Origin of the sequence: Psychrobacter halotolerans (genome assembly GCF_039680845.1) — a bacterium.
Lineage (GTDB): Bacteria > Pseudomonadota > Gammaproteobacteria > Pseudomonadales > Moraxellaceae > Psychrobacter.
Genome location: NZ_JBDKWD010000007.1, coordinates 78483 through 100870 on the forward strand (window position 1 = coordinate 78483; position 22388 = coordinate 100870).

The following is a 22388-nucleotide window of genomic DNA, read 5'->3' on the forward strand; positions in this document are numbered from 1 at the left end:
CCTTGCAATGTGTCAAATTTTGCGTAAAATAGTCAGTCATTCGGGGCGTAGCGCAGTCTGGTAGCGCACTACACTGGGGGTGTAGTGGTCGCAGGTTCAAATCCTGCCGTTCCGACCAAACATAGCAGTAAAGAGAAAAGCCAATCATTGATTTTCAATGGTTGGCTTTTTTTGTGCTAAATTTGGCTGTTGATTGTATGATGTATTTAAGGAATAAATAATAAAAATCTTGCAAGGCACGACAAGTATTCGAAAGCCAGTCGTTCATATATCTTTAGGCTGGCGTTGCCTTGCACCTATTTTAACTTAAGGGCGTAGGGGTGTAATTGTGAGTGTTTTGCTGAATAAGCTTAAAGAGCGTCATAAAGAATTTATATTGGTTTCGGAAACCCTAGAATTAATGTCACAGGCAAATGAAAACTGCCCACTTGAGCATGTTAAAACTTACCTACTGTCTTATTATATTCACCATCATACGCCAGTGTTTTATCTTGATGATTACTTTAGGCTAGCTATTGATCCATCAGAGGAGACTATTAGAAACTTTGATGGTTTTGATAGTACGCTTCACGAATTAACTAACGATAAAGTATCGGATAATGCATACTTTCCTATCAAATCATTAAATGATTTTGAGCCAATACAAGAGTTTGATATTTTTGCTTATAAACGTGGTTATCATTACATTGCAAATCATTCAGTTGGTAAGTTTATAACTGGTGAAAAGGTAATTGGTTTAACTGAGGACAGAGCTATAGAGCTACTTAAAAATGGAGCTATTAAAAAGCTACAGATTAATAATAAAAACATAGCACGACAATCGAACGCACCGCCACCACCAAACCATATCAACATAGCCCCAACATCCCAAAAAATAATAGATAAAGTAATTGAAGCTGAGAAGCCTAAAGAAGCTACTTTTCCTAATAAGTGGCAGCATATGACCATGCTTTATGATTACTTTACACCGCATCAAGCGTGCTGCTTTATAGCTGGCTTACATCCCAACTTCAACGGGTGCGATGACGGGTTAGAAATGGCAGAATGTATTATTGAAGGTGGGTTTAAGAGTGGCAAATTAATAGTTGATAGCGAACATCAAATCAAAAGTGCTAGTTTAAAATCATTTTTATATAGTAAAAACTGGATAATGAAAGGATTTAATGACAACCTAACAGACGATACGCACAGTCCAAACAAAGAGAATAGCGCTTATCAAAAGCGCATAGCTGAACTGGAACAGCAATTAGCGGAGAAGGAAGCTAATGCTAGCTTTATGATGGGAACCCCCACAGTAGAACAAGGTGAGCCTAGAGACAGTGAACAGATTATTAGTGACTTTAGAGATCAGATAACGCAGCTTACTGCTGAAAATAACAACCTTAATTCTAGGTTAAGCACAGCTAGAAATACTTACAAGCAACACCGAAATGAAATAAAAGCCCTCACAGAAAAGAATGAACAGGTAGAAAACGAAAAAGCGGAACTCATCGAGCAGATGAATAACCAAGCAGGCTTGCCAGCCGATGACGTACAATTAAACGGTATTGCTAAATATAACGCTGATAAAGCCTATATTATTTCTACAAGCCAAGCACTTGCTAAATATATATGGGGTATGGACACCAAAAAGGCGATTAGAACGGGTGACATGGTGCAGCAAATAAGACACGTAATGCACAATGTAGCACCTAACTTGCTACCTGATGACAAAGCTATAAGAGAATGGCTATCAGGTATTGCCCCAGATTATGCAAAGAAAGGAGGTAAAACTCCAAAAGATGCCCCTAGTGAAATATCCCTAATCATGAAAAAGTAATGTCCCCAAACACGTAAAACCTCTGTTTATGTCAATAAACACGGTGTACAGGGAATTTTCTTACCCAGCTCCACCCCCTAACATAGACCATGTAAGCCGTAGCAACCGTTACGGCTCTCTACACAACATGGAGCTAACAAATGACCCACCCAAACCAAAACTCACAACAGCCACCTAATATCCAACCCCGAAAACTCCAAAGCTGGCAGCGTTTTTTACTCAGAGCTCTGCTCGGTATCCTATTGCCTTACCTACTATCACCGCCCGATATCAGTATTTACATTTATCACATGACTATCGCCCTTCCCTCATAGCGATAGCATATATACTGCCCTAGCTGATACTCACCATAACTAGACTTTTAGTAGGTGAGCAGTTAGGGTAAATGCTCTACCACGATGATGGTTTATCCTATGTCCGAGACTCTTGCTCAGCCTAATCTTACCCTTACAGATGACGCGCCTTGGAACGCGTATCAGCGTCCTTTTGTCCGCGATTTGGCATATGTGCTGGCCTGTCCCAATGTTTTAACGACGTGGTTAGATTTTGCACCGCACCAAAATACGCATACGGTTGATGTGCATAACGCCAGCTTTTGGCAAGATCAATTTAACGCGTATCGACAGCGCTTAGAAAGATTGGACACAACCACCGCTTATCAGGAGTTGACCCGCTATTTATTAAAAAGACCGAGTCCGAGCCGTTTGGGCTTTCACTTTGAGGGGTTATTGTCGTTTTGGTTAGAAGATGGTTTTGCAAGTAACCTGCATCCATACGAGATATTGGCTAACAATGTGCAGTTATATAGCGGCAAGCAGACAACGGGTGAGCTGGATTTAATCTTGTACAATCATGAAGAGAAGCTGGTTGAGCATTGGGAGCTTGCCATTAAGTTTTTTATGGGGTCTGCGCCTTTTGCGCCTGAAAACTGGGTTGGGATCAACTCCAAAGACAATTTGCAGCGCAAAATGACACACATGCAGACCAAGCAGTTTCGTAGCGTGTGGGTCGATACCGAGGATCATGGACGCCTCAGAATTGATAAGCGTTATGGCGTCATCAAAGGGCGCTTCTTTTTGCCCATGAACAACACCCGTTTTGGCAATCATGATTGGCCTGCTTGGCTGGAACCAAGCTTTCCCATACATGAGTGGTGCGATAAGAATGACCTGACCAATCTTGCGACTATTGATACGACGGCACTACGACGTGCACGCTATGTGGAATGGTTTAGCAAACGTGACTTTTATGATAACTATGATGCACGTCTACCACCGCTTAATCTGTGTGAAACCGAAACCCTTAGAACCGGATTGTACTTCGAAGGCGATAGGCCAATCGTCATTTACTATGACCGTCGTGATAAGGTTGAAGATGCGTTTTAATACGTCTCAATCACCTGCATCAGCTCATATCTGAGCATATCGGCACTGGGCATACGTTCTGCATGAAAGCGAACGATAGGAATGCCCGCACTGGCCAAGGCCTTATCCTTTTTGTCATCAGCCTTTTGCCGCGCTTTACTACTGTGTGTCCAGTCATCAAGCTCAATAGCGAGCAGCGTGGTTTGGGCATCGATATCCACGATCACGTAATCGACGCTTTGACGACAAATACGATTGAACCAAAAGCTGCGCTCTGACGTCTCGTTACTATTGGCTTCAATGATACGTGACAGTTGAACTTGAACAAAGATATGATATTCAGGTAAGGCGTTTTTTAACTTCTTAAAAAAGATCACTTCTGTATCAGTCATGATCGGCATGGGCGCAAATGGCCAAATCGCTAAGTCATCGCCGCGCACAGGCGGTGGGTCAGGCTCGACGTTTTGACGTTTTACTAACAGCTTTGGTAGTGTAATTAGCCCTAAAAAGCCAACGGCTAGAATTAAAAATATAACGCCAAATGACATGGTTTTACCTTATACAATATGAGCGTGATTGGCTGTCCGTCATAACTTAGTTAAAGCCAGCAGCAATCAATCACAACCGATCAGCCTTTATAGGCTGGCAGGTTATACGAAGAAAAATAGAGAAACGCGACACTTATCCTAGCGAAGCTTGTGTCAATCGGCAAACAATAACGCAAAAAACACGACAGTAAATGTCGTGTTATATCGGAAAACAGTAAAAACTATCGTCTGTTAAACGGGCATTTAGATTAATCCCCTCAAAGACAACATTAGCGCCAGTATAAAACCCAAGCCCCTGTCGTATTAACCTTGGGGTCACTATTGATCTTATCTTTTAGCGCTAAGGCAGCGACTTTGCCACGCTCAGGCCCGACGATTACTCGAACACCGCGACTGGTCGGACTGGTCTTAACTTGATAGCCTGCGGCTTGAAGTTTTTTTGCCAACTCATCCGCTCTGGCTTGATTGTTTGCCAGTGCCACTTGCACGCCAAAGCTGCCTTTGGCATCGGTTTCTTTGACTTCTTTACGCGCCTCACTAAGTTTCTGCTGGGCGTCACGCTTCGCCTCAGCGGATTTTTCAGCTGCCGCCGCTTCACGTTCTAAACGTTGTACTTGGCTACGCGATGGAATCGTTATATTTTGACCCACTTGTAGCGAGGTTGAGGGCGATAAATTGTTTGCCTGTGCCAAAACTTCTACGGGCATGTTGTATTGTCTTGCAAGCTTAATCAAGCCATCCCCTCTTTTGACCTGATAGTCAGAAGGCGATTTGGGCGCTTCATTCTTAGCGGCTTCTGCCGCTTCCCTATTTTTTTCAGCCAATGCTTGCGCTTCAGCCTGCTTTTTTGCGTCAGCTTGTCTTCTTGCGTCGGCAGCCTTCTTACTTTCAGCAGCGGCTTGTTCTCTTAAAGCCGCTTGGCGCTGAGCTTCCTGCTGTTGCGAGGTTTCTGAAATTTGTGACGCCTCTGGGGTTATGGGCGATGCCAATGCTGATTCTGCTGAGGCAGTGGTTCCTTGAGTGGACTCTGTACTGTCGCTCTCTTCTACTGCTGGTGTATTGCTAGCGACATATTGCTCACTTTCAGCACGTGCTTTTGCTAAGGCTTGCGCTTCTGCGGCCTCTTGTTCTGTTAAAAACTGCTCAGCACGTTTTTCTTGCTCTGCGACGCGAGCGGCGCGTTCTTTTTGTTTTTGAGCCAAAATACGTTTTTCGGTTTCGATATCAGTGGTCAGTGGCTGCTGAGCTTGTTGTTCGATACTTGGATTATCGACTAATGCCGGCGGTAAATGCGGTTTATTATTTTCACCAATTTGTTGCACCATCGCGTATAGCATCACGCTACCGCCTATAATCATCCCAATGCCCAATAAGGCTTGTCTCGAAAAGTTCATCCGTTTACGTCTCTTAGTTGGTGATAAGGTTGATTGAGTGGCACCGCTAACGTCTCAAAATGAAGCGCGCATAGCCGTGACCAGTAGTGAGAGCAGTCGATTACATCTATCAATGACCATCAAACAATGTCCATTAAGTCTCAAGCGTTATGCCAATTTTATAATAATCGTTTTTTGAAACACTTTGATTATAAAGCATAATATTTACGCTGTCTGCAATCAGGCTGATACTAAGGTTAACATTAAATAACGTCATTTTTCACCTAAATTATCATTTTTCAATCGCAGTCAAAGCTTCTCCAATGGTGTGAAATGAACCACAAACGACGATTAAATCTTGCGGCTGACTGGCCTGTATAACGGCCTGTGTCGCCTCTTCTAAACGCTTAAATGTATGAATCTGCGCACCATCGATATAATTTGCCAAGATACTACGCAATTGCTCAGTGCTCGCCGCTCGCGGATAATCAATTTCAGCAATAAACCAATCACTAATGGGCAAACCTGATTTAGTCAAACGTTGTATAACGTTATCAATGTCTTTATCAGCCAGCATGGAAAATAGCATTTTAATGGTAGCAGGCGCACGGCTGACTTGATTGTCTAAACTTGAATTGTCTAGGTTTGAATTGTCTTTAGACTGACTGGCCAAATGCTGCTGCCAAAACGGCGATAGCTGTTGTAATAAAAACGCAACGCCCTGCTCGTTATGCGCCACATCAAACAACCAATGCCGCTCTTTCACGATTCGATAATCAAAGCGACCTGCCAACTGCACCCTTTGTAGTGCTTGCTCAATGGCGTGTCTGTCAATGTCTAATGGACTTGCCAATACTGCTGATAAGGCATTGGCGGTATTGGTCAATGACAGCGCTGGGCGTGGTAGCTGCATGGTGACTGCCGTATTGCTATACTGCCATGTTTTTGCATCGATGTCGCGGTAAGCAAATGCTTGCCCAACCTGATAGCAAGTCGCTTGATGCGTATCAATAGCATGCTGCACACTATTTGGCATTTGCGTGCTGCCGTAAACCAAAGCAATACCATCTCGTAAAATACCTGCTTTCTCGCGACCGATGGTTTCCACATTATCGCCCAACCAATCAACGTGATCGATACCGATATTGGTAATCACCGCCATATCCGGATCAATGATATTGACCACATCTAGACGGCCACCGAGCCCCACTTCCAACACCCAAACATCACAGTCCGCTTCTGCAAATATCAATAATGCCGCTAAAGTCGTCATCTCAAAAAACGACAACGTCAACGCGCATTGTAATCGCGCCGCCTCCACTTTGCTAAAGGCTTGAATCAAAGTTTGATCGCTGACCATCTCGCCATTGATGCGAACACGCTCATTAAACACATTCAAGTGCGGCGATTGATACAAGGCGGTCTTATAACCCGCCGCCTGACACATCTGCGCGATAACCGCCGTCGTCGAGCCTTTACCATTGGTGCCTGCCACCGTAAACACATAGGCATCATCTTTTGCTGACTGAACCACGCCTAGTGCCTGCGCAACGGGCAGCACTCGCGACAACCCCATGTCTATGGCAGAGACATGTATCTGCTGCATATAATCCAACCATTCAGTTAGGCTGGCCTGATCATTTGGGGTATGCGTAGAAGCGATTAGAGAGTCAGACATGGACAAAACCTACCTAAAGAATTTTGATAAAGGCTAAAAAATGTAAACGAAAAACAGTATAACTGGCTTGGCAAAAAGCAAAAATAGCATTTACCGTGATGTAACGATAAATGCTATTCGTGGAGTGTTGCTATCCGGCAGATAGTAGCACAACGTTGACCGATTATATACCGTAGACGCCGTTGCCTACTGAGCATCTACATTAGGCACACGGCACAGCTTGGCGAGTAGACGATAAATCGTATCGATTAGCTGATGACGATGTACCACTTCGTCAACCACACCGTGCTCTAACAAAAACTCTGCGCGTTGAAACGGCTCTTCTAACGTCTCACGTACGGTTTGTTCGATAACGCGCTTGCCAGCAAAGCCAATCATCGCTTTTGGTTCTGCCAAATGAATATCACCAAGCATGGCTAACGAAGCTGTCACACCGCCATAAACAGGATTGGTCAACACCACGATGTAAGGAATGCCAGCCAATCGCAAGCGTTCAATAGCAGCGCCTGTTCGTGCCATTTGCATCAAAGACAGTAGACCTTCTTGCATACGCGCACCGCCCGAGGCTGCAAAACAAACCAAGGGAATTTTATCTTCCAGTGCTTTTTCGGCGGCTTGGACAAAACGGTCGCCAACCACCGAGCCCATAGATCCACCCATAAAACGAAAATCAAAGGCACAGGCGACCACATCCAGATTGCGCAATTTGCCATACATCACAAGCAATGCTTCACTTTCCTTGGTTTTTTCTTGGGCTTCGATCATACGCTCTGGATACGGCTTACTGTCTACAAAGCTTAGCGGATCTTTGGCCGTAAATTCTTGCCCAAGCTCTCCGCCCACTTGATCAAGCAACCAGTTTAAGCGCTCACGAGCACTCATGGGTAAATGATGGTCACAATGCGGGCACACATAACAGTTAAAAATCAGCGCCGTATTGGTAATCATGGAGTGGCAATTGCTGCACTTGGTTGACGGCTCAGTTTCAACGGCGGTCAATGTGGCCGTTAGCTGTTGTTTAATACCCGGTATTGGGCGCTTAAACCATGACTGCCCTGCTGTATTGGTATTTGGTGCAAGGCTGGCCGTACTGTCGTTATTAGAATCGGGTTTTGTCGTCGTATCAGTCATATTATTCGCCATTATCAAAGGCTTGTCGGCAAGTTGGCTCATTCACTTGTCTTAAAGAGTCAATTTAAAAGTCGCACACAGTCCTAACATGAGCAGTTATAAGGCACGATTTTGTGCAACTGTAACGATTTATAGTATAGGTGAGGTTAGTTTACACACGTAAACTAAGTTTAGCAAAGTCATTTCACCCTGTCTTTATAAACATTTTTATAAAAAGAGTCATGATTACTCCACTTAATCATAGTCCTCTTAATAAAATCGTCTCTCTTACCTAATTATGTTTATGCTTTTCAAATTAAGCTAAGCGTTCAAATTATCTATGTGTTGAAACCGCCATATATTCAAACCGTCTAGGCACTTAAACTATCTAGGGCAGCACGCAATTCATCCATTTTGATCATAATGTTTTGCTGAGCATTGGCAACCGCAGTAGCATCGTTGCCATCTATATCGGCAAAGTTCTGTACCAAGGCACTCCCTACAATCACACCATCGGCATGTGCGCCAATCGCTTTGGCTGACGCGGCATCACGGATACCAAAGCCCACACACACAGGCAAATCAGTCTCCGCTTTAATCGCTTGAACTTGGGTGGCCACATCGTCTGTATTGAGGGTGGCTGAGCCGGTCACGCCTTTTAAAGACACATAATAAATATAGCCACCGCAGTGAGTTAGAACTTGCTCACGGCGCTCAGGCAAAGTGGTGGGCGATAATAAGAAAATCTCATTCATCGCATGCTCAGTCAAATGCTGAGTGAAGCTACCCGCCTCGGCAGGTGGCAAATCGACCATCAAGATACCATCGACGCCTGATTGCTCACATAGCGCGACAAAATTGTCATAACCAATAATCTCAACGGGATTCAGATAACCCATCAAGATGATTGGCGTTTGCGTGTCTTGTTGACGGAACTCTGCTACCATTTTTAAGGCATCACGAGTACTCGTGCCAGCAGCCAATGCGCGCTCGCCAGCTAAAGCGACGACAGGGCCATCTGCCATTGGGTCAGAAAACGGCAAGCCAAGCTCAATCATATCTGCGCCATGCTTAACCAAATCATGCAGTAAATCAACAGTGACCGTAGGATTTGGGTCGCCTGCCATCACATAAGGAATCAGGGCTTTTTTATTTTGTTCTTTAAGCGTTGCAAAAGTGCTTTCAATTCTGGTCATAAAATTCTCTTAATTATTATAAAATTAATTTGTAGTTATAGAATCACGTAATACGCGCATTTGCTCTACTGATTGATCAAAGTCAGCTCTAGCTTTATCTATGATAGTTTCCATTCGAGCCAATAATTCTGCATCTACTTGACTCATAATTGATTGTCTTTGCCATGCCTCTACTTTTGCTACTCGTTCCATATAGATACTATTAGATAAGTTCTTGCATTTATCCATCAAAAACTCACGCCATGGCGTTTCTCTTTTTTCGTCGCCGTTGCAAATATGACATGCCAGCACAAAATTATAGATATCATTGCTACCACCGTCTTGAACTGCCAATAGGTGATCAAGATGTCCTTGACGGCTATTAGGATCAATAGTTATGTCACAATACGCACAGCAATTATCAAAATAACACCATATTTGCTTTTTTTGTGTCTTATTCGGATGTGAATCTACAATTTGAAGCAAGCTACGTCTGATTTGATTTTTTGCCATAGAAGGTGTGACTTTTGCCATAAATCTATACCTCTCGTAGGTAAAAAATAGGATATAAAGCTCAATAACTACAGGTTGTAATATCTCATTAACTATATTATTCAGCCTTCTACTTTTTCCGTAGAAAACCTTGCTATAAACTATAGAAGATAATTATCTATCTAATATAGTAGATACTACATCTCAATCCCTTCTGCCGTCATCACCGAATGCAGATCTTTATCACCGCGACCTGACATATTGACGATGATCGTTTGATCTGGCGTCATTGTCTTAGCCAGCTTTAAGGCATAAGCGACGGCATGGGCAGATTCAAGCGCAGGGATGATACCTTCTTTGCGCGTGGACTCATGAAAGCCTTCTAGCGACTCCTTATCCGTACAGCCAACGTACTCGACGCGGTTCATGTCTTTTAGAAAGCTGTGTTCAGGACCAACGCCCGGATAATCAAGACCTGCCGAGATAGAATGTGTCTCTTGAATCTGACCATCATCATCTGCCATAAGGTACGTACGGTTGCCATGTAGCACACCGATACGACCTGCTGCCAATGGTGCAGAATGACGACCTGATTCGATGCCGTCACCCGTTGCTTCAACGCCGTACATCTTAACCTCGGGATCATTTAAGAAATCAAAGAATAAACCAATGGCGTTTGACCCCCCGCCAACACAAGCGACCAAGGCGTCAGGTAATTTGCCTGTTTTTTCTAAATGCTGGATACGGGCTTCTTTACCGATAATCGCCTGAAAATCACGTACCAACAGCGGATAAGGATGCGGGCCTGCCACAGTACCAATAATATAATACGTGCTATCCACGTTGGTGACCCAATCGCGCATGGCTTCGTTCATCGCATCTTTAAGCGTACGTGAGCCTGACGTGACAGGCACGACTTTTGCACCCAGCAAGCGCATACGATAGACGTTCATCTTTTGACGTTCAACATCGTCTGCGCCCATATAAACGATACATTCTAGTCCCAAACGCGCCGCAATCGTGGCAGTGGCAACGCCGTGCTGTCCTGCGCCCGTTTCAGCGATGATGCGTTTTTTGCCGCACATCTTGGCAAGCAAGGCTTGGCCAATGGTGTTATTTACTTTGTGCGCGCCTGTATGGTTGAGATCTTCACGTTTAAAATAGATTTGCGCGCCACCAATCTCGTCGCTTAAGCGCTTGGCATGATACAGCGGCGTTGGACGACCAACATAATTGACCAAATCATTGTGATACTCTTCCCAAAACGCCGGATCGGCTTTCACTTTGGTATAGAGCGTCTCTAATTCTTCAAGTGCTGCCATCAAAGTTTCAGAGACAAAACGACCACCATGGACGCCGAAATGACCACTGGTATCTGGATACTGGTTAAAGTCCGGTACATTATCAGGGTTGGTAAAAGAATTGACGGCTTTTGTGGCTTCAGATAAATCTTTATTAACGACGTGATTCATGAGTATTCCTATTATAATAAGAGGTATTTTTTAGTATTTGTTTTATAAAAATAGTGTGAGTAGGCAGTCGTGTCACTAATACAGGACTAGCTACTGATATTCGAAGGTTCGCTAAGCGTCTCGTTTTGCCATCGATCGCGTTTGACCGCTTTCATAAAGGCGCGCATTTTGGCTGTGTCTTTTTTGCCTTTACCTTGCTCAATACCACCGCTGACGTCAACGGCATAAATAGGTAGCGCAGAAGTCGAGACAACATTGTCAGCATCTAACCCACCTGCCAAAATAATAGGCAATGAGCTGTCTTGCGGAATGAGATTCCAGTCAAAGCGCTGGCCTGTCCCGCCATAAGCAGCGGGGTGATAAGCATCCAGTAAAATACTACTGGCACCTACTGCGGCAAACTTATCAATTTGAGCGCGAACGCTATCGAGTGTGTGCTGCTCAGTATTAATACGCAGTGCTTTAATCCAGCGCTTATTGACAGCACTTGCCAGCTGCTCACACTGCTCAGGTGTCTCGTCACCATGAAACTGAATGATGTCAAAAGGCACCGTATTTGCCAGTTCAACCAGCTCATCTTTTGACATATTTACCACCAACGCCACCACACTCACAAATGCGGGCACAGCCGCACTTAGCGTCTTCGCTTGGGCAAGTGTCACAGCGCGCGGGCTTGGTGGATAAAACACCAAACCGACCGCATCCACACCCAATTGTGTGGCAGTCTGGATATCACTAAGCTGGGTAAAACCGCAAAACTTAACGTGCATGTTGAGACCTTGGTTAGAGCATTTAGTATGACATTGCCAAGCTGGCTGACATCAAATATGACGAAGCAACTATGAAACAAGTCACTATGAAACAAGCAACTATGAAAGAAGTAACTGTCTAAAAAGTAACGGTGAAAATAAATATAAAAATAACTATGATGATAATTTGTTAATGGATGGGCAAATCCATTGCATCAAAAAACTTATCCTAGCATACTTTTATTCCTAATTTTGTTTATGATTGAGATAAGGGTATTTGAATGTCTAAGACGGCAGCAGCAAGTGGCGCCAATAGTAGTGATAGCAGCAATAATAAAAACAATTCTGCAAGTCTACCGCATTATTTGATGTGGTTTCGTCGTGATCTACGCGTCCATGATAACACTGCCCTAACCGCGCTTTGTGAACGCGCAAAAGCAGACAACGCTCAGGTCAGTGCCATATTTTTCCTGACGCCCAAACAATGGCAGTCGCATGATATGTCACTGGCACAAATGGATCATATCGCCCGCACTTTGCCGTTACTGGCAAAAACCTTGCAAACGCAACTGAACATCAAACTGACCGTACAGGTTTGTCCCAGCTTTTCTGATTGCATCCAAGCGCTTAGTACTTTTTGTGAGGCAAATAACATCAATTGTCTGATGGCCAATCATGAGTACGAAGGCAATGAGATTGCGCGTGATGAACAAGTCAAGCACCAGCTTGCCGACAGTAATATCGAGTTTATCCGCTGGCACGATCAATGTATCTTGCTGCCGCAAAGTATCACAACCAATGATGACACCATGTATAAAGTATTTACCCCATTTTATAAAAAATGGCGTCATACTTTGGATGTTAGTACCATTGAAAGTCATGACGCACCAGCCATCAATAACAATAAAATTGATATTACCCTCTCAAAGGACAGCGCAAACACGGTTAAGGGAATAGAGCGTCTTAGCAAAACAACTACCGATGCGTATCAAAAGTCGCTGCAAGACGCTGATTCATTACAGCACATTGATAGAGATGATCAGCTCAAGCAAGCGCGCGAGGCTTATCCCGCGGGTGAGACGGCAGCTTGCCAGCGGTTAGATGCCTTTGTCGCTGATGATATTTATGATTATGATGTGGGCCGCGATGTACCAAGCCTACACGCCACCAGTCAATTATCCGCTTACCTAACCATTGGTACGATTAGCCCCAGACTTTGCTATTTAACAGCAAACAAGGAGCAGGAAAAACTGCACGGTAATGATGGTGATAATGAAGATATCAATCGCTGGATCAGTGAGCTGGCATGGCGAGATTTTTATCGTCATGTGCTGGTTGATAAGCCTGAATTAATCCGTCATCAAGCCTATAAAGACGAGACCGATGACAGTATTAACTGGTCATTTAATAATGAAGATTTTGACGCTTGGTGCAAAGGCAAAACAGGCGTCCCTTTGGTCGATGCGGCCATGAGATGTCTGAATGCGACCGGCTTTATGCATAATCGTCTGCGCATGGTAACTGCCATGTTTTTGACCAAAGACTTGCTAATCAACTGGCGGTGGGGCGAGCGCTACTTTATGCAGCAGCTCATCGATGGGGATTTTGCCTCTAACAATGGCGGCTGGCAGTGGAGCGCCTCCACAGGTACGGATTCTGCGCCCTACTTTCGCATTATGAATCCCTTTAGCCAAGGCAAAACGCACGATACCAACGGTGAATTTATTAAGACGTGGCTGCCTGAATTAAAGAATGTTCCTACCAGTATTCTGCATTCAGAAGACAAGCTACGTAAAGCGCTCAGTAAAGATGGCAAATTTGCTGACCTTGATTACCCTGCGCCGATGGTCGAACATAAAAAAGCGCGCAAGCTTGCCATTGCAGAATTTAAAAAATAATGGCAAGCGTGAAAAGGCAGTCGTGTTTAGAAAGTGGTTGTTTTTCAAAATAGTTGTTTTCTACAATAGCTTTTTCTCAAAATAGCCTTTTTGTACATTAACAAAGCTCATGCCCTTTACTGCTTAGCCATTTGTAGGTGCAGCTATTGGTAACTGGCATGCCCCTGCGCCTTGCGTGGTCACAGTCACGACTGCGCCTGTCATAGCAAACAGTTGCTGCAACTGAGTCTGGGCATTTTTTAGTGCCAAATTCATCACATCACCGCGACAAGCGCGCTCAAGGACTTCTTTTTTGGCCATACTTTGCGCTTGCGCTAAGATTTTAGGATCGACTTGCATCATGCCAAAGGCACCCGTTTGCCAATCATAAATCTCAATATCATCTAAATAGACTTCAAATATCTCTGATGGTGGCAACGTGATATTGATTTTGGGCATCATTGCAGCCGAGGTGGCGTCAGTATTTTCGACATTGTTTCCAGTGGTGTCCATCGAGGTAGGTTGCTCTACTTGCACCATCTCAGGTGTCAAAGCGCTTAAATCAATCCCTGCTTGCACGCGACCACGTGCGATGAACAATGCTTTTTGCTCATCTTGCCACAGCTTCATCCAACTACCCGGACGCTCACTGGTAATCACCGTATCTACGCTAAACGCAACGGTTTGCAAACGGTTGAGCTGCTGAATTTGCGTGACGACTCCTTCACGTGTGATGGTTTCTATCGGCTCTTCTTCAGCCCGATTCTGAACACTATAGATAGCAAAGGCAATCGCTGCCAACCCAATAAACAATATGACCCAAGACATCATCGCAATGGGTTTTTTTGTAGGCTGATTGGTCGTATTAGAATTAAGAGAGGATCGATTGTCAGGCTTATTCATATGCGCTACCTTAAGTTGGCGTGTGCTGTGAGAGATTATAAGTTTTATGAGATACAGCACTTACAATCTATTTAGCTGATAAAGTATAGTAAAAACAACCATTTAAAGGATTAATGCTGTTTTTGTTTGGTAATTTCAAGTAACGGCTACCAATACTTTACATAATTACCCATCGCCCTACTTTTAAGAAGCGTCATGATTGACACCTTCTCATGACGAACCAAGGCCATAATGGCAATACCTATAATGACATTAATCAATGATTCTGGGCGTCTCTTGTTTGGTGCTTTGAGCGATGTTCGCTCTGAAAAGACAAAAAATCATTGCGTCTTAGACAAACTTTACCTAACATAGGCAGATTGCGTTGATAAAATGTTGGCATAGATTCATCTATGAGGTCTTTGATCTGACAATCATCCTTTTAGCCGCTTGATATCTTGGTACATTACTTCTTGATACTTGGTACATTGCTTTTTGATAAATAGCTTCTCGGTAAATGGCTTCTTGGTACATTGCTATCGTTGTTTCCTTTTAAAAATCGAGGGTTTATGGGTGTGAATTTTTTTAAGCCTCTGTCACGCTTGCGAGCAGTCAGTGAGAAAAATTCATACTCGTGGAACAGAATGACGGTATATACCACTTTTATTTTGGTTTAACGGTATTGCAAGTGATAACCATATTAGTTATATCCCTGTTACCTCCGTCAACACCTAACGCTTTCTTATTAGAGCAATTTTGATCCAATGCTTATTACCTATGCTTATTATAAGCAGGTTAGTCGCTATGAAATGACTTAGATTATTGCTAAGTGATTGTTATTAATTCATAAGGGTAAGCTTGCGGCAGCAACGAAACGATTAGCCATACGCTCAACATCCTCCTACTTCTCATTTTTTATCGTTGATAAGGTTACGCTTTATTTATGAAAGCCAGTCAATTTTTATTTGCCACCCTAAAAGAAACCCCAAGTGATGCTGATATCGCCTCAAGCCAGTTGATGGTGCGTGCCGGCCTGATTCGTAAAATTGCGTCGGGGTTATATATTTGGCTGCCCATGGGGCTGCGTGTCTTACAAAAAGTCGAGCGTATTGTTCGTGAAGAGATGCAGAATGTGGGCGCGCAAGAAGTGCTCATGCCGATGACGCAACCTGCTGAGCTTTGGCAGACGACGGGACGTATTGATGATTACGGTCCTGAGCTATTACGCTTTAAAGACCGTCATGATCGTGAATTTGTGCTGGGTCCTACTCATGAAGAGGTGATTACCAACCTTGCTCAAGGTGAGCTGCGTAGTTATAAGCAACTGCCAATTACGTTCTTTCAGATTCAAAGCAAGTTCCGTGATGAGATTCGTCCGCGCTTTGGTGTGATGCGTGCGCGCGAATTTACCATGAAAGACGCCTACTCATTCCACGTTGATCAAGCCTCATTGGCTAAAACCTATCATGATATGTACGATGCTTATACGCGTATCTTTACCCGCTTGGGTTTAGACTTCCGCGCCGTACAAGCGGATACGGGTTCGATTGGTGGCTTTGCGTCACACGAGTTCCACGTATTGGCAGACAGCGGCGAAGACGACATTGCTTTTTCAGACTCCTCTGACTATGCCGCCAACGTTGAGCTGGCTGAATCAGTAAGTACCGCTGAGCGTCAACCAGCGACGATGGAGCGTGAGGACGTGTTAACAGAAAACATGACCACGTGTAAGATGGTGGCTGAGCATTTGGACATTCCGTTAGAACAGACGGTCAAAACCTTGATCGTGCATGGTCATACAGAGGATGACAAACCACAACTGATTGCTATCGTGTTACGCGGTGATCATCAGCTCAACAACATCAAGGCTGAGAAAATCGAAGAAGCTAATGTGCCACTGACGCTGGCCTCTGATGAAGAATTAAAAGCAGCGGGTCTGCATAAAGGCTATATCGGTGTTGATGTGGACATGCCCGTATTCGTTGATCGTTCAGCGGCCACTTTGTCAGACTTTGTGGCGGGTGCCAATACTATCAATAAGCATACCATTGGTCTGAATTGGGAGCGCGATGCCCGTATCACTCGCATCGTTGATGTTCGTAATGTGCAAGAAGGCGATCCTTCTCCTGATGGTAAAGGCAGCCTAAAAATCAAACGTGGTATCGAAGTCGGTCACATTTTCCAATTGGGTGACAAGTACTCACAAGCGATGAACTGCACGGTATCTGGTGAAGATGGTAAACCAGTCACTCTCATGATGGGTTGTTACGGTATCGGCGTCAGTCGTATCATCGCAGCGGCCATCGAGCAGAACAACGATGAAAACGGCATTATGTGGCCCACCACGCCAACCGTTGATGACTCAATTGCGCCTTTTGAGGTGGCTATCATACCGATGAAGTCAAAAGAAGAAACGGTCATGCAAACCGCGACGGCACTCTATGAAGAGCTAAAAGCGCAAGGCATTAATGTACTACTCGATGACCGTAACGAGCGCCCAGGCGTTAAGTTTGCTGATCTAGAATTGATTGGTATTCCGCATCGTATCGTAGTCTCTGACCGTAACCTTGCTGAAGACAAGTACGAATACGTCAATCGCCGTGAAACAGAAAAGCAAATGCTAAGCCGTGAAGAAGTCATGGCAAAAGTGGGCAATAAATAGCGTTAACCATAAAAACGGTTCAAAAAAGCGCCTATCTCATTCGATGAGATAGGCGCTTTTTTTATTGACCTGACTATAGCTATTTACTGACGAATTAGACGACTTGGTTTTGGCAATAAACTGATATCATTGACGCGGCAAGGATTGATATCGATACCACCGCGGCGCGTATACCAAGCCCGTACCATGAGCTCACTTGGCGCGTAATATTGACTCAAATCTGCAAATATCTGCTCAACACATTGCTCATGAAAGCCGTTATGCTGACGGAAGCTCAATATATAGCGCAGCATATTGGCGTTATTAAAAGGTTTGTCAGTCGTGATTGAAACCGCCAGTGTGCCCCAATCAGGCTGATTGGTCACCGGACAATTACTGCGTAGCAAATTGGAATAAAACGTATAAGGATGAGACTTACCATTTTCTGAATTACTATCATCTGCTGGTGTTTGATCCTGCAACAAGGACGCATCAGGATGCTCGCATAGCGTCACTTTGTCCGTGCTGCCTGACAAGACGTCTAAGGCATTATCGATACTGACACCTTCAGGCTTTGCAATCAATAAGCTTGATAGATCATCCTCTAAGCCAAACAACTCAACTGTCACCTCTGCTTGCAAACAGGCTGATAAATCCTTAGTAATCAACGTCTCAACGTCTTGCCAACTGGCAAATTCTGTAAAGTTAATGCTGTTCAAATACAGCTTAAGGGACTTTGATTCTACGATAAACGGCGAGCTGGCAGGAATGCTAAAGCGTGCGATAGCAACCTGCGAGATACCTTGCAGATTGAGCCAAGACATCTCAAAAGCCTGCCACCAATCAACGCCAAGCGTTAATTTGTCAGTCTGCCAGCCGATTGCATCACGCCCCATACTACGTGCAATGGGATATAACGTCTCAGGACTATACTCGGTTGGATAGTCCGTGGTTTGTTCTCCTAAAATACCGTGAATACTCATAAACTGCCTTTATTACTCAATAATGTGAATTGTATTAATGGTTGCTATTTTACCGCAATCAACCTATCTGTGTGCGCCTTTTGATAGTCAAACCACCTGCACATGTCATCACCATTCGTTCCCTAAAGCCATTCTTATTCATTCCCTAAATTAGCCAAGAGTTCTATCGCATGGAGTGTTACAATTGCCTCTTTTTTTTGACGCTACCTATGATAAAAAGATTTCCTTTGGGTTCAGGCTGGATGATTATTGCAGCATTCTTATTTGCCATGATGAATATCTTGGTCAAAAATGCTGCCACTAATTTACACATGAATGAATATGAATTGGCCTTTTGGCGCTCTTTATTGCCTGCCTTAACCATTTTTGGTGCGACACTTGTGCGCAAACAAACCCTTAAGACGCCGTTCTTTTGGGGTCATATGCAGCGTAGTCTGGCAGGCACGACGGCATTGTTATTGGCGTTTTATGGCTTGGGCCATTTACCCCTAGCCACGTCTGTGACGCTGAACTATACCTCTGTTGTTTTTATTGCCTTGCTGTCCATTTTTTGGCTAAAAGACAAACCATCGTCAAAAACGTGGGTCGCTTTGCTCATGGGCTTGGCTGGTATTTGTCTGATGTTAAAACCTGCTTTCGCCAGCGACAGATTATTAGATACTTTGATTACACTAAGTGGCGGTATTTTTACGGCTTTTGCGCTCCTGCAAGTACGAGAACTATCCTTGATGGGAGAACCTGCGTGGCGAATTGTGTTTTACTTTTCGGCAGTGGCGACCATTGTCTCAGCCATCGCGGCAACCTGGTTTGGTTGGAGTCGTTTGACGAGCGAGAGTTTACCTTACATCTTAGGCATTGGTGTGACAGGATTGCTCGCGCAACTGGCAATGACTCATGCTTATCACGTGGGCAAAAAATTCACGGTCGCGGCATTGTCTTATTTAACGGTCGTGTTTTCAGCGATTTATGGGGTGATTTTTGTGGGCGAACACATTGGTTGGTTAGAGATTTTGGGTATTATGGCGGTCATTTTGGCAGGGATTGTTAGCAGCGTGCCCGACCGAAAAAGAGTTAGACGTTAGATGGTAGTTTGCGATACGGATGAATTACTGGTGAGCCTTGATGACTCGTTAGAATCTCGATATCCACATGATACACTTTGCGTAAAATCTCAGATTTTAATACTGCTTTAGGAATGCCTTGAGCTTGAATGTTACCATCAGCTAATAACAAGACTTCATCCGAAAATTGAGCGGCTAGGCTCAAATCATGCAATACCATAATACAAATCAGTTGGTGCTGTCTGGTGTAATGACGAACTTTGTCCAATAGATTGATTTGATGTGCCATATCAAGTGCTGAGACAGGCTCATCCAGCAGTAAAATCTTGGGACGACGCAGTAAGGCTTGGGCAAACATCGCCAGCTGTCGCTGTCCGCCACTCAATGAGCGGATAGAGCGATGGGCTAAATGGGAAATATTCAGCTCTGCCAATAACTCGACGGCTTCTGTTAATAATTCATCGCTGATATGGCGGCTCAAGGCATCCATACGGCCAAGCAGTACCACTTCAAGGGTATTGAGCTCAGCGTCGGTATGGCTGTCTTGCGGCATATAAGCAATGGGTTTTCGCCATGCGTTCAGATGGGCTTTGCTTTGTACAGCGTCTTGATAGGTGATAGCGCCAGAAAACGCCAACTCACCAAAAACCGCCTTGAGCAAGCTTGACTTACCCGCCCCATTTGCCCCTAGGATGGTATAAATGTTGCCCGCTTGAAACTGGGCATCAATATCCTTAGCAACGGCGAGCGGGCCATATTGGATCATTAAACGGTCAAGCTTGAGCATAGCGACTTCTTCTATCAAATTTTCAAAAACCAATTAAGCAAACAAACCTTTGAACCAGTTCACAAGCTTGGTGAACCAAGACACATTTTCAGATGCTACATTTTCAGACGTATTGACAGCAGAATCAGAATCGGTTTGAGTCGTGGCTGTCGCTGATTTAGTTTGGTCATTGGCCTGATCGTTAGCTTGGTCGTTGGCATTGTCATCACAAACGCTTGCCCCACAGCCTAATTGAATAAAAAATGTACCTTTGGGCTGAATCGGTAGATATTTTTGGTGAAATGCAGCATACGTTTTGTCAGGATCAACATCGGCAAAGGCTTGAGGATATAAGGCTTTTGCCATAAATTGCGCCGCTGCCAAGTCTGAGAGCGAGCGAGAAGCGACATGATAAATACCATACACACGGTTATTTTTCACCGCTGGCAGATTGTCCCAACCATTGCGGGTGGTAAAGCCTTTTAAGCGGCGCTGGGCTTCGTCAGCTGGAATATCAATCCCCATTGCCATGGCATTGGGCTGTTTCATGCCCACTTCAGTACCTGAGATAATAATGACGTCAGGTTTACTCACCAAAACTTGCTCAGGGTTAATAGGGCCCCACTCTTCTACAAAGGGTTTACTGATGTTATCACCGCCTACCGTATCGGCAATCGCGCCCCACATGTTTTTACCAAAGGTAAAGCTGTGCTCTTGCGGACCTTTATCACCAAATTCGATATAGATTTTGGGCTTGGGACTTTGAGCCGCTTTTACCCGTTTTTGAATGTCCGCTATGCCATCAGCGTATTCTTGCGCCGCTTCATTAGCACGTTGCTCAGTACCTGCCAGTTGACCAAAAATTTGGGTGCTTTTGGTATGGTTTTGCACCGTTTGATCATTGTAATCGACGACCACAACGGGGATGTTTGCCGCTTCAAAACGCGGCATTTCAGCCTTCAATGTGTCATATTGCCATTTTGCTAATACCACGACATCAGGCTTCATCGCCAAGGTTTTTTCAAAAGAAAACGTTCCAGTATTTACGTTACCAATATCTTTGATATTGTTTAGACTGGGTAATTTTTGGCTGTACAACTCCCAGCTACCAGGATTGAATTTTTCCCAAAATTCTCGTGAAATGCCAACCACTTGCTCAAAGTTGTCCGCCCCTGTTGCAGCAATATAATCAGGATAATAGAACCCTAATACCACTCGCTTAGCCGGTACATCGACCTGTACATCACGCCCTAGCACATCGTTAATGGTTTTAATTTCTGCTTGAGCGCTTAACGTCGTTAATATTAAACAACCTGCTGCCACTGTCCCGCGAATCCAGTTTTTCACCGCTTACTCCAAATAATCCAAAATAAAAAAGGCACACCCACAAATGAGGTGACAATCCCAACCGGAAACAACGCTCCCGGGATAATGACTTTCGACAACACCGATGAAAATGATAAAAACGCTGCGCCCGCAAGCATGGTCGCGGGCAAAAAATAACGTTGGTCTTCACCAACAAGTAGACGTGCGACGTGAGGCGCTACCAAACCAATAAAGCCAATGACGCCGACAAAGCTAATCGCTGTTGCCGTCATCATCGCCACTAAAATCAAAGTTTTGATGCGTAAACGAGTCAGATTGACACCAAGTGCTGACGCGCGCTCTTCACCCAGTCGTAGCGCAGTTAATTGCCAATTGTCTCGCATCAGCAAGGTAATACAAACGCCACTCACGACGGCGACCACCACCACATTTGTCCAAGTGGATTTGGTTAAACTACCAAATAGCCAAAACAAAATCTGCTGTGAGACCTCGGATGATGCGGTAAATTGCACGAATGACAACAACGACTGAAAGATAAACAACAGAGCGATACCCACTAATATCAGGGTAGCGGCGGCAAACTGTCGCAATGACGCAAACAAAAACAGCACCGCAGAGGCTATCATAGTCATCGAAAATGCCCCAATAGGCACAGCATATTGCAGCGGCACGCCGAAACTACCAAACGCAATGACCAGTGACGCCCCAAACCCTGCTGCTGCCGCCAGCCCTAGCGTATAAGGACTTGCCATCGGGTTATTAAGTAACGTCTGCATCTCAGCACCACCTGCACCGAGCGACGCCCCTACCAGCAAAGCCATGAACGCTATCGGCAACCGCAGATCATACACAATCGTCAGTGAGGTATCATCCACCCCGCTGAGCTGTAGTAAAGATCTAACGACTTCCCCCACCGGTAGCATGGAAGGCCCTGTCATCACATCAAGCACCAGACCCACTAAACATGCCACTGCAAGTGCCAATAAGACCACTCGGCGTTTTGATTCTATTCGACGTTGTTGTCGAATGATTTGTTCGCTGACGGATTGGGTCATCTTGTATCTCAATTACT

General features: G+C 44.5%; 19 protein-coding genes and 1 tRNA gene. 7 read left to right on the forward strand and 13 right to left on the reverse strand.

Features of this window, described 5'->3' with window-relative positions; genetic code table 11:
* The first annotated feature begins 41 nt into the window (after positions 1–41).
* From AAJP47_RS12455 to AAJP47_RS12470, 4 genes are all read left to right on the forward strand, one after another.
* Positions 42–118 (forward strand) — tRNA-Pro (locus AAJP47_RS12455).
* Positions 119–328: 210 nt separating this feature from the next.
* The gene (locus tag AAJP47_RS12460) at positions 329–1819 is read left to right on the forward strand and encodes a hypothetical protein (RefSeq protein WP_346718218.1); all 1491 of its coding nucleotides are present in this window, start codon (positions 329–331) and stop codon (positions 1817–1819) included.
* 140 nt (positions 1820–1959) lie between these two features.
* Positions 1960–2133 (forward strand): hypothetical protein, encoded by a 174-nt coding sequence (locus tag AAJP47_RS12465; protein ID WP_346718219.1) that lies wholly within the window; start codon positions 1960–1962, stop codon positions 2131–2133.
* Positions 2134–2232: 99 nt separating this feature from the next.
* Positions 2233–3204: a DUF1853 family protein gene (locus tag AAJP47_RS12470; RefSeq protein WP_346718220.1), complete on the forward strand. Its 972-nt coding sequence runs from the start codon at positions 2233–2235 to the stop codon at positions 3202–3204.
* Here the strand turns inward: AAJP47_RS12470 and AAJP47_RS12475 are convergent.
* From AAJP47_RS12475 to AAJP47_RS12510, 8 genes are all read right to left on the reverse strand, one after another.
* Entirely contained in the window at positions 3201–3731 is a 531-nt protein-coding gene (locus AAJP47_RS12475; protein WP_346718221.1) for a DUF2726 domain-containing protein, read from the reverse strand. The genes AAJP47_RS12470 and AAJP47_RS12475 overlap by 4 nt on opposite strands.
* 269 nt (positions 3732–4000) lie before the next feature.
* Positions 4001–5125, reverse strand: coding sequence for an SPOR and LysM peptidoglycan-binding domain-containing protein (locus tag AAJP47_RS12480; protein ID WP_346718222.1), 1125 nt, complete (start codon positions 5123–5125; stop codon positions 4001–4003).
* 271 nt (positions 5126–5396) lie between these two features.
* Positions 5397–6782, reverse strand: coding sequence for a bifunctional folylpolyglutamate synthase/dihydrofolate synthase (locus AAJP47_RS12485; protein WP_346718223.1), 1386 nt, complete (start codon positions 6780–6782; stop codon positions 5397–5399).
* 186 nt (positions 6783–6968) lie between these two features.
* On the reverse strand, positions 6969–7925 hold the full coding sequence (gene accD / locus AAJP47_RS12490; RefSeq protein ID WP_346718309.1) for an acetyl-CoA carboxylase, carboxyltransferase subunit beta: 957 nt from the start codon (positions 7923–7925) through the stop codon (positions 6969–6971).
* 338 nt (positions 7926–8263) lie between these two features.
* Positions 8264–9088 (reverse strand): tryptophan synthase subunit alpha, encoded by an 825-nt coding sequence (gene trpA / locus AAJP47_RS12495; protein WP_346718224.1) that lies wholly within the window; start codon positions 9086–9088, stop codon positions 8264–8266.
* A gap of 24 nt (positions 9089–9112) precedes the next feature.
* Positions 9113–9601 (reverse strand): HNH endonuclease, encoded by a 489-nt coding sequence (locus AAJP47_RS12500; protein WP_346718225.1) that lies wholly within the window; start codon positions 9599–9601, stop codon positions 9113–9115.
* A gap of 155 nt (positions 9602–9756) precedes the next feature.
* Complete coding sequence (gene trpB / locus AAJP47_RS12505; protein WP_346718226.1) at positions 9757–11031, reverse strand: tryptophan synthase subunit beta; 1275 nt, start codon at positions 11029–11031, stop codon at positions 9757–9759.
* An 86-nt stretch (positions 11032–11117) separates the two neighbouring features.
* Positions 11118–11801 carry a phosphoribosylanthranilate isomerase gene (locus AAJP47_RS12510; RefSeq protein ID WP_346718227.1) on the reverse strand — a complete coding sequence of 228 codons (684 nt, stop codon included), beginning with the start codon at positions 11799–11801 and terminating at the stop codon, positions 11118–11120.
* Between the two features lie 260 nt (positions 11802–12061).
* Here AAJP47_RS12510 and AAJP47_RS12515 point away from each other — a divergent pair, with 260 nt between their 5' ends.
* A complete protein-coding gene (locus tag AAJP47_RS12515; protein WP_346718228.1) occupies positions 12062–13678 on the forward strand; it encodes a cryptochrome/photolyase family protein in 1617 nt (538 codons plus the stop codon).
* A gap of 123 nt (positions 13679–13801) precedes the next feature.
* Here AAJP47_RS12515 and AAJP47_RS12520 read toward each other — a convergent pair whose 3' ends face one another.
* Positions 13802–14560, reverse strand: coding sequence for a DUF4230 domain-containing protein (locus AAJP47_RS12520; RefSeq protein ID WP_346718229.1), 759 nt, complete (start codon positions 14558–14560; stop codon positions 13802–13804).
* A 922-nt stretch (positions 14561–15482) separates the two neighbouring features.
* On the opposite strand from AAJP47_RS12520, the gene AAJP47_RS12525 reads away from it, so the two are divergent.
* Positions 15483–17201: a proline--tRNA ligase gene (locus tag AAJP47_RS12525; protein ID WP_346718230.1), complete on the forward strand. Its 1719-nt coding sequence runs from the start codon at positions 15483–15485 to the stop codon at positions 17199–17201.
* 83 nt (positions 17202–17284) lie between these two features.
* Here AAJP47_RS12525 and queF read toward each other — a convergent pair whose 3' ends face one another.
* On the reverse strand, positions 17285–18163 hold the full coding sequence (gene queF / locus AAJP47_RS12530) for an NADPH-dependent 7-cyano-7-deazaguanine reductase QueF (RefSeq protein WP_346718231.1): 879 nt from the start codon (positions 18161–18163) through the stop codon (positions 17285–17287).
* Positions 18164–18372: 209 nt separating this feature from the next.
* Here queF and AAJP47_RS12535 point away from each other — a divergent pair, with 209 nt between their 5' ends.
* A complete protein-coding gene (locus tag AAJP47_RS12535) occupies positions 18373–19245 on the forward strand; it encodes a DMT family transporter (protein ID WP_346718232.1) in 873 nt (290 codons plus the stop codon).
* Here the strand turns inward: AAJP47_RS12535 and AAJP47_RS12540 are convergent.
* From AAJP47_RS12540 to AAJP47_RS12550, 3 genes are read right to left on the reverse strand one after another with little or no spacing between them, the layout of a single operon-like run.
* The gene (locus AAJP47_RS12540) at positions 19235–20011 is read right to left on the reverse strand and encodes an ABC transporter ATP-binding protein (protein ID WP_346718233.1); all 777 of its coding nucleotides are present in this window, start codon (positions 20009–20011) and stop codon (positions 19235–19237) included. The genes AAJP47_RS12535 and AAJP47_RS12540 overlap by 11 nt on opposite strands.
* A gap of 33 nt (positions 20012–20044) precedes the next feature.
* Entirely contained in the window at positions 20045–21337 is a 1293-nt protein-coding gene (locus AAJP47_RS12545; protein WP_346718234.1) for an ABC transporter substrate-binding protein, read from the reverse strand.
* Positions 21334–22371, reverse strand: coding sequence for a FecCD family ABC transporter permease (locus tag AAJP47_RS12550; RefSeq protein WP_346718235.1), 1038 nt, complete (start codon positions 22369–22371; stop codon positions 21334–21336). Before AAJP47_RS12550 ends, AAJP47_RS12545 begins: the two co-directional genes overlap by 4 nt.
* Positions 22372–22388 lie beyond the last annotated feature (17 nt).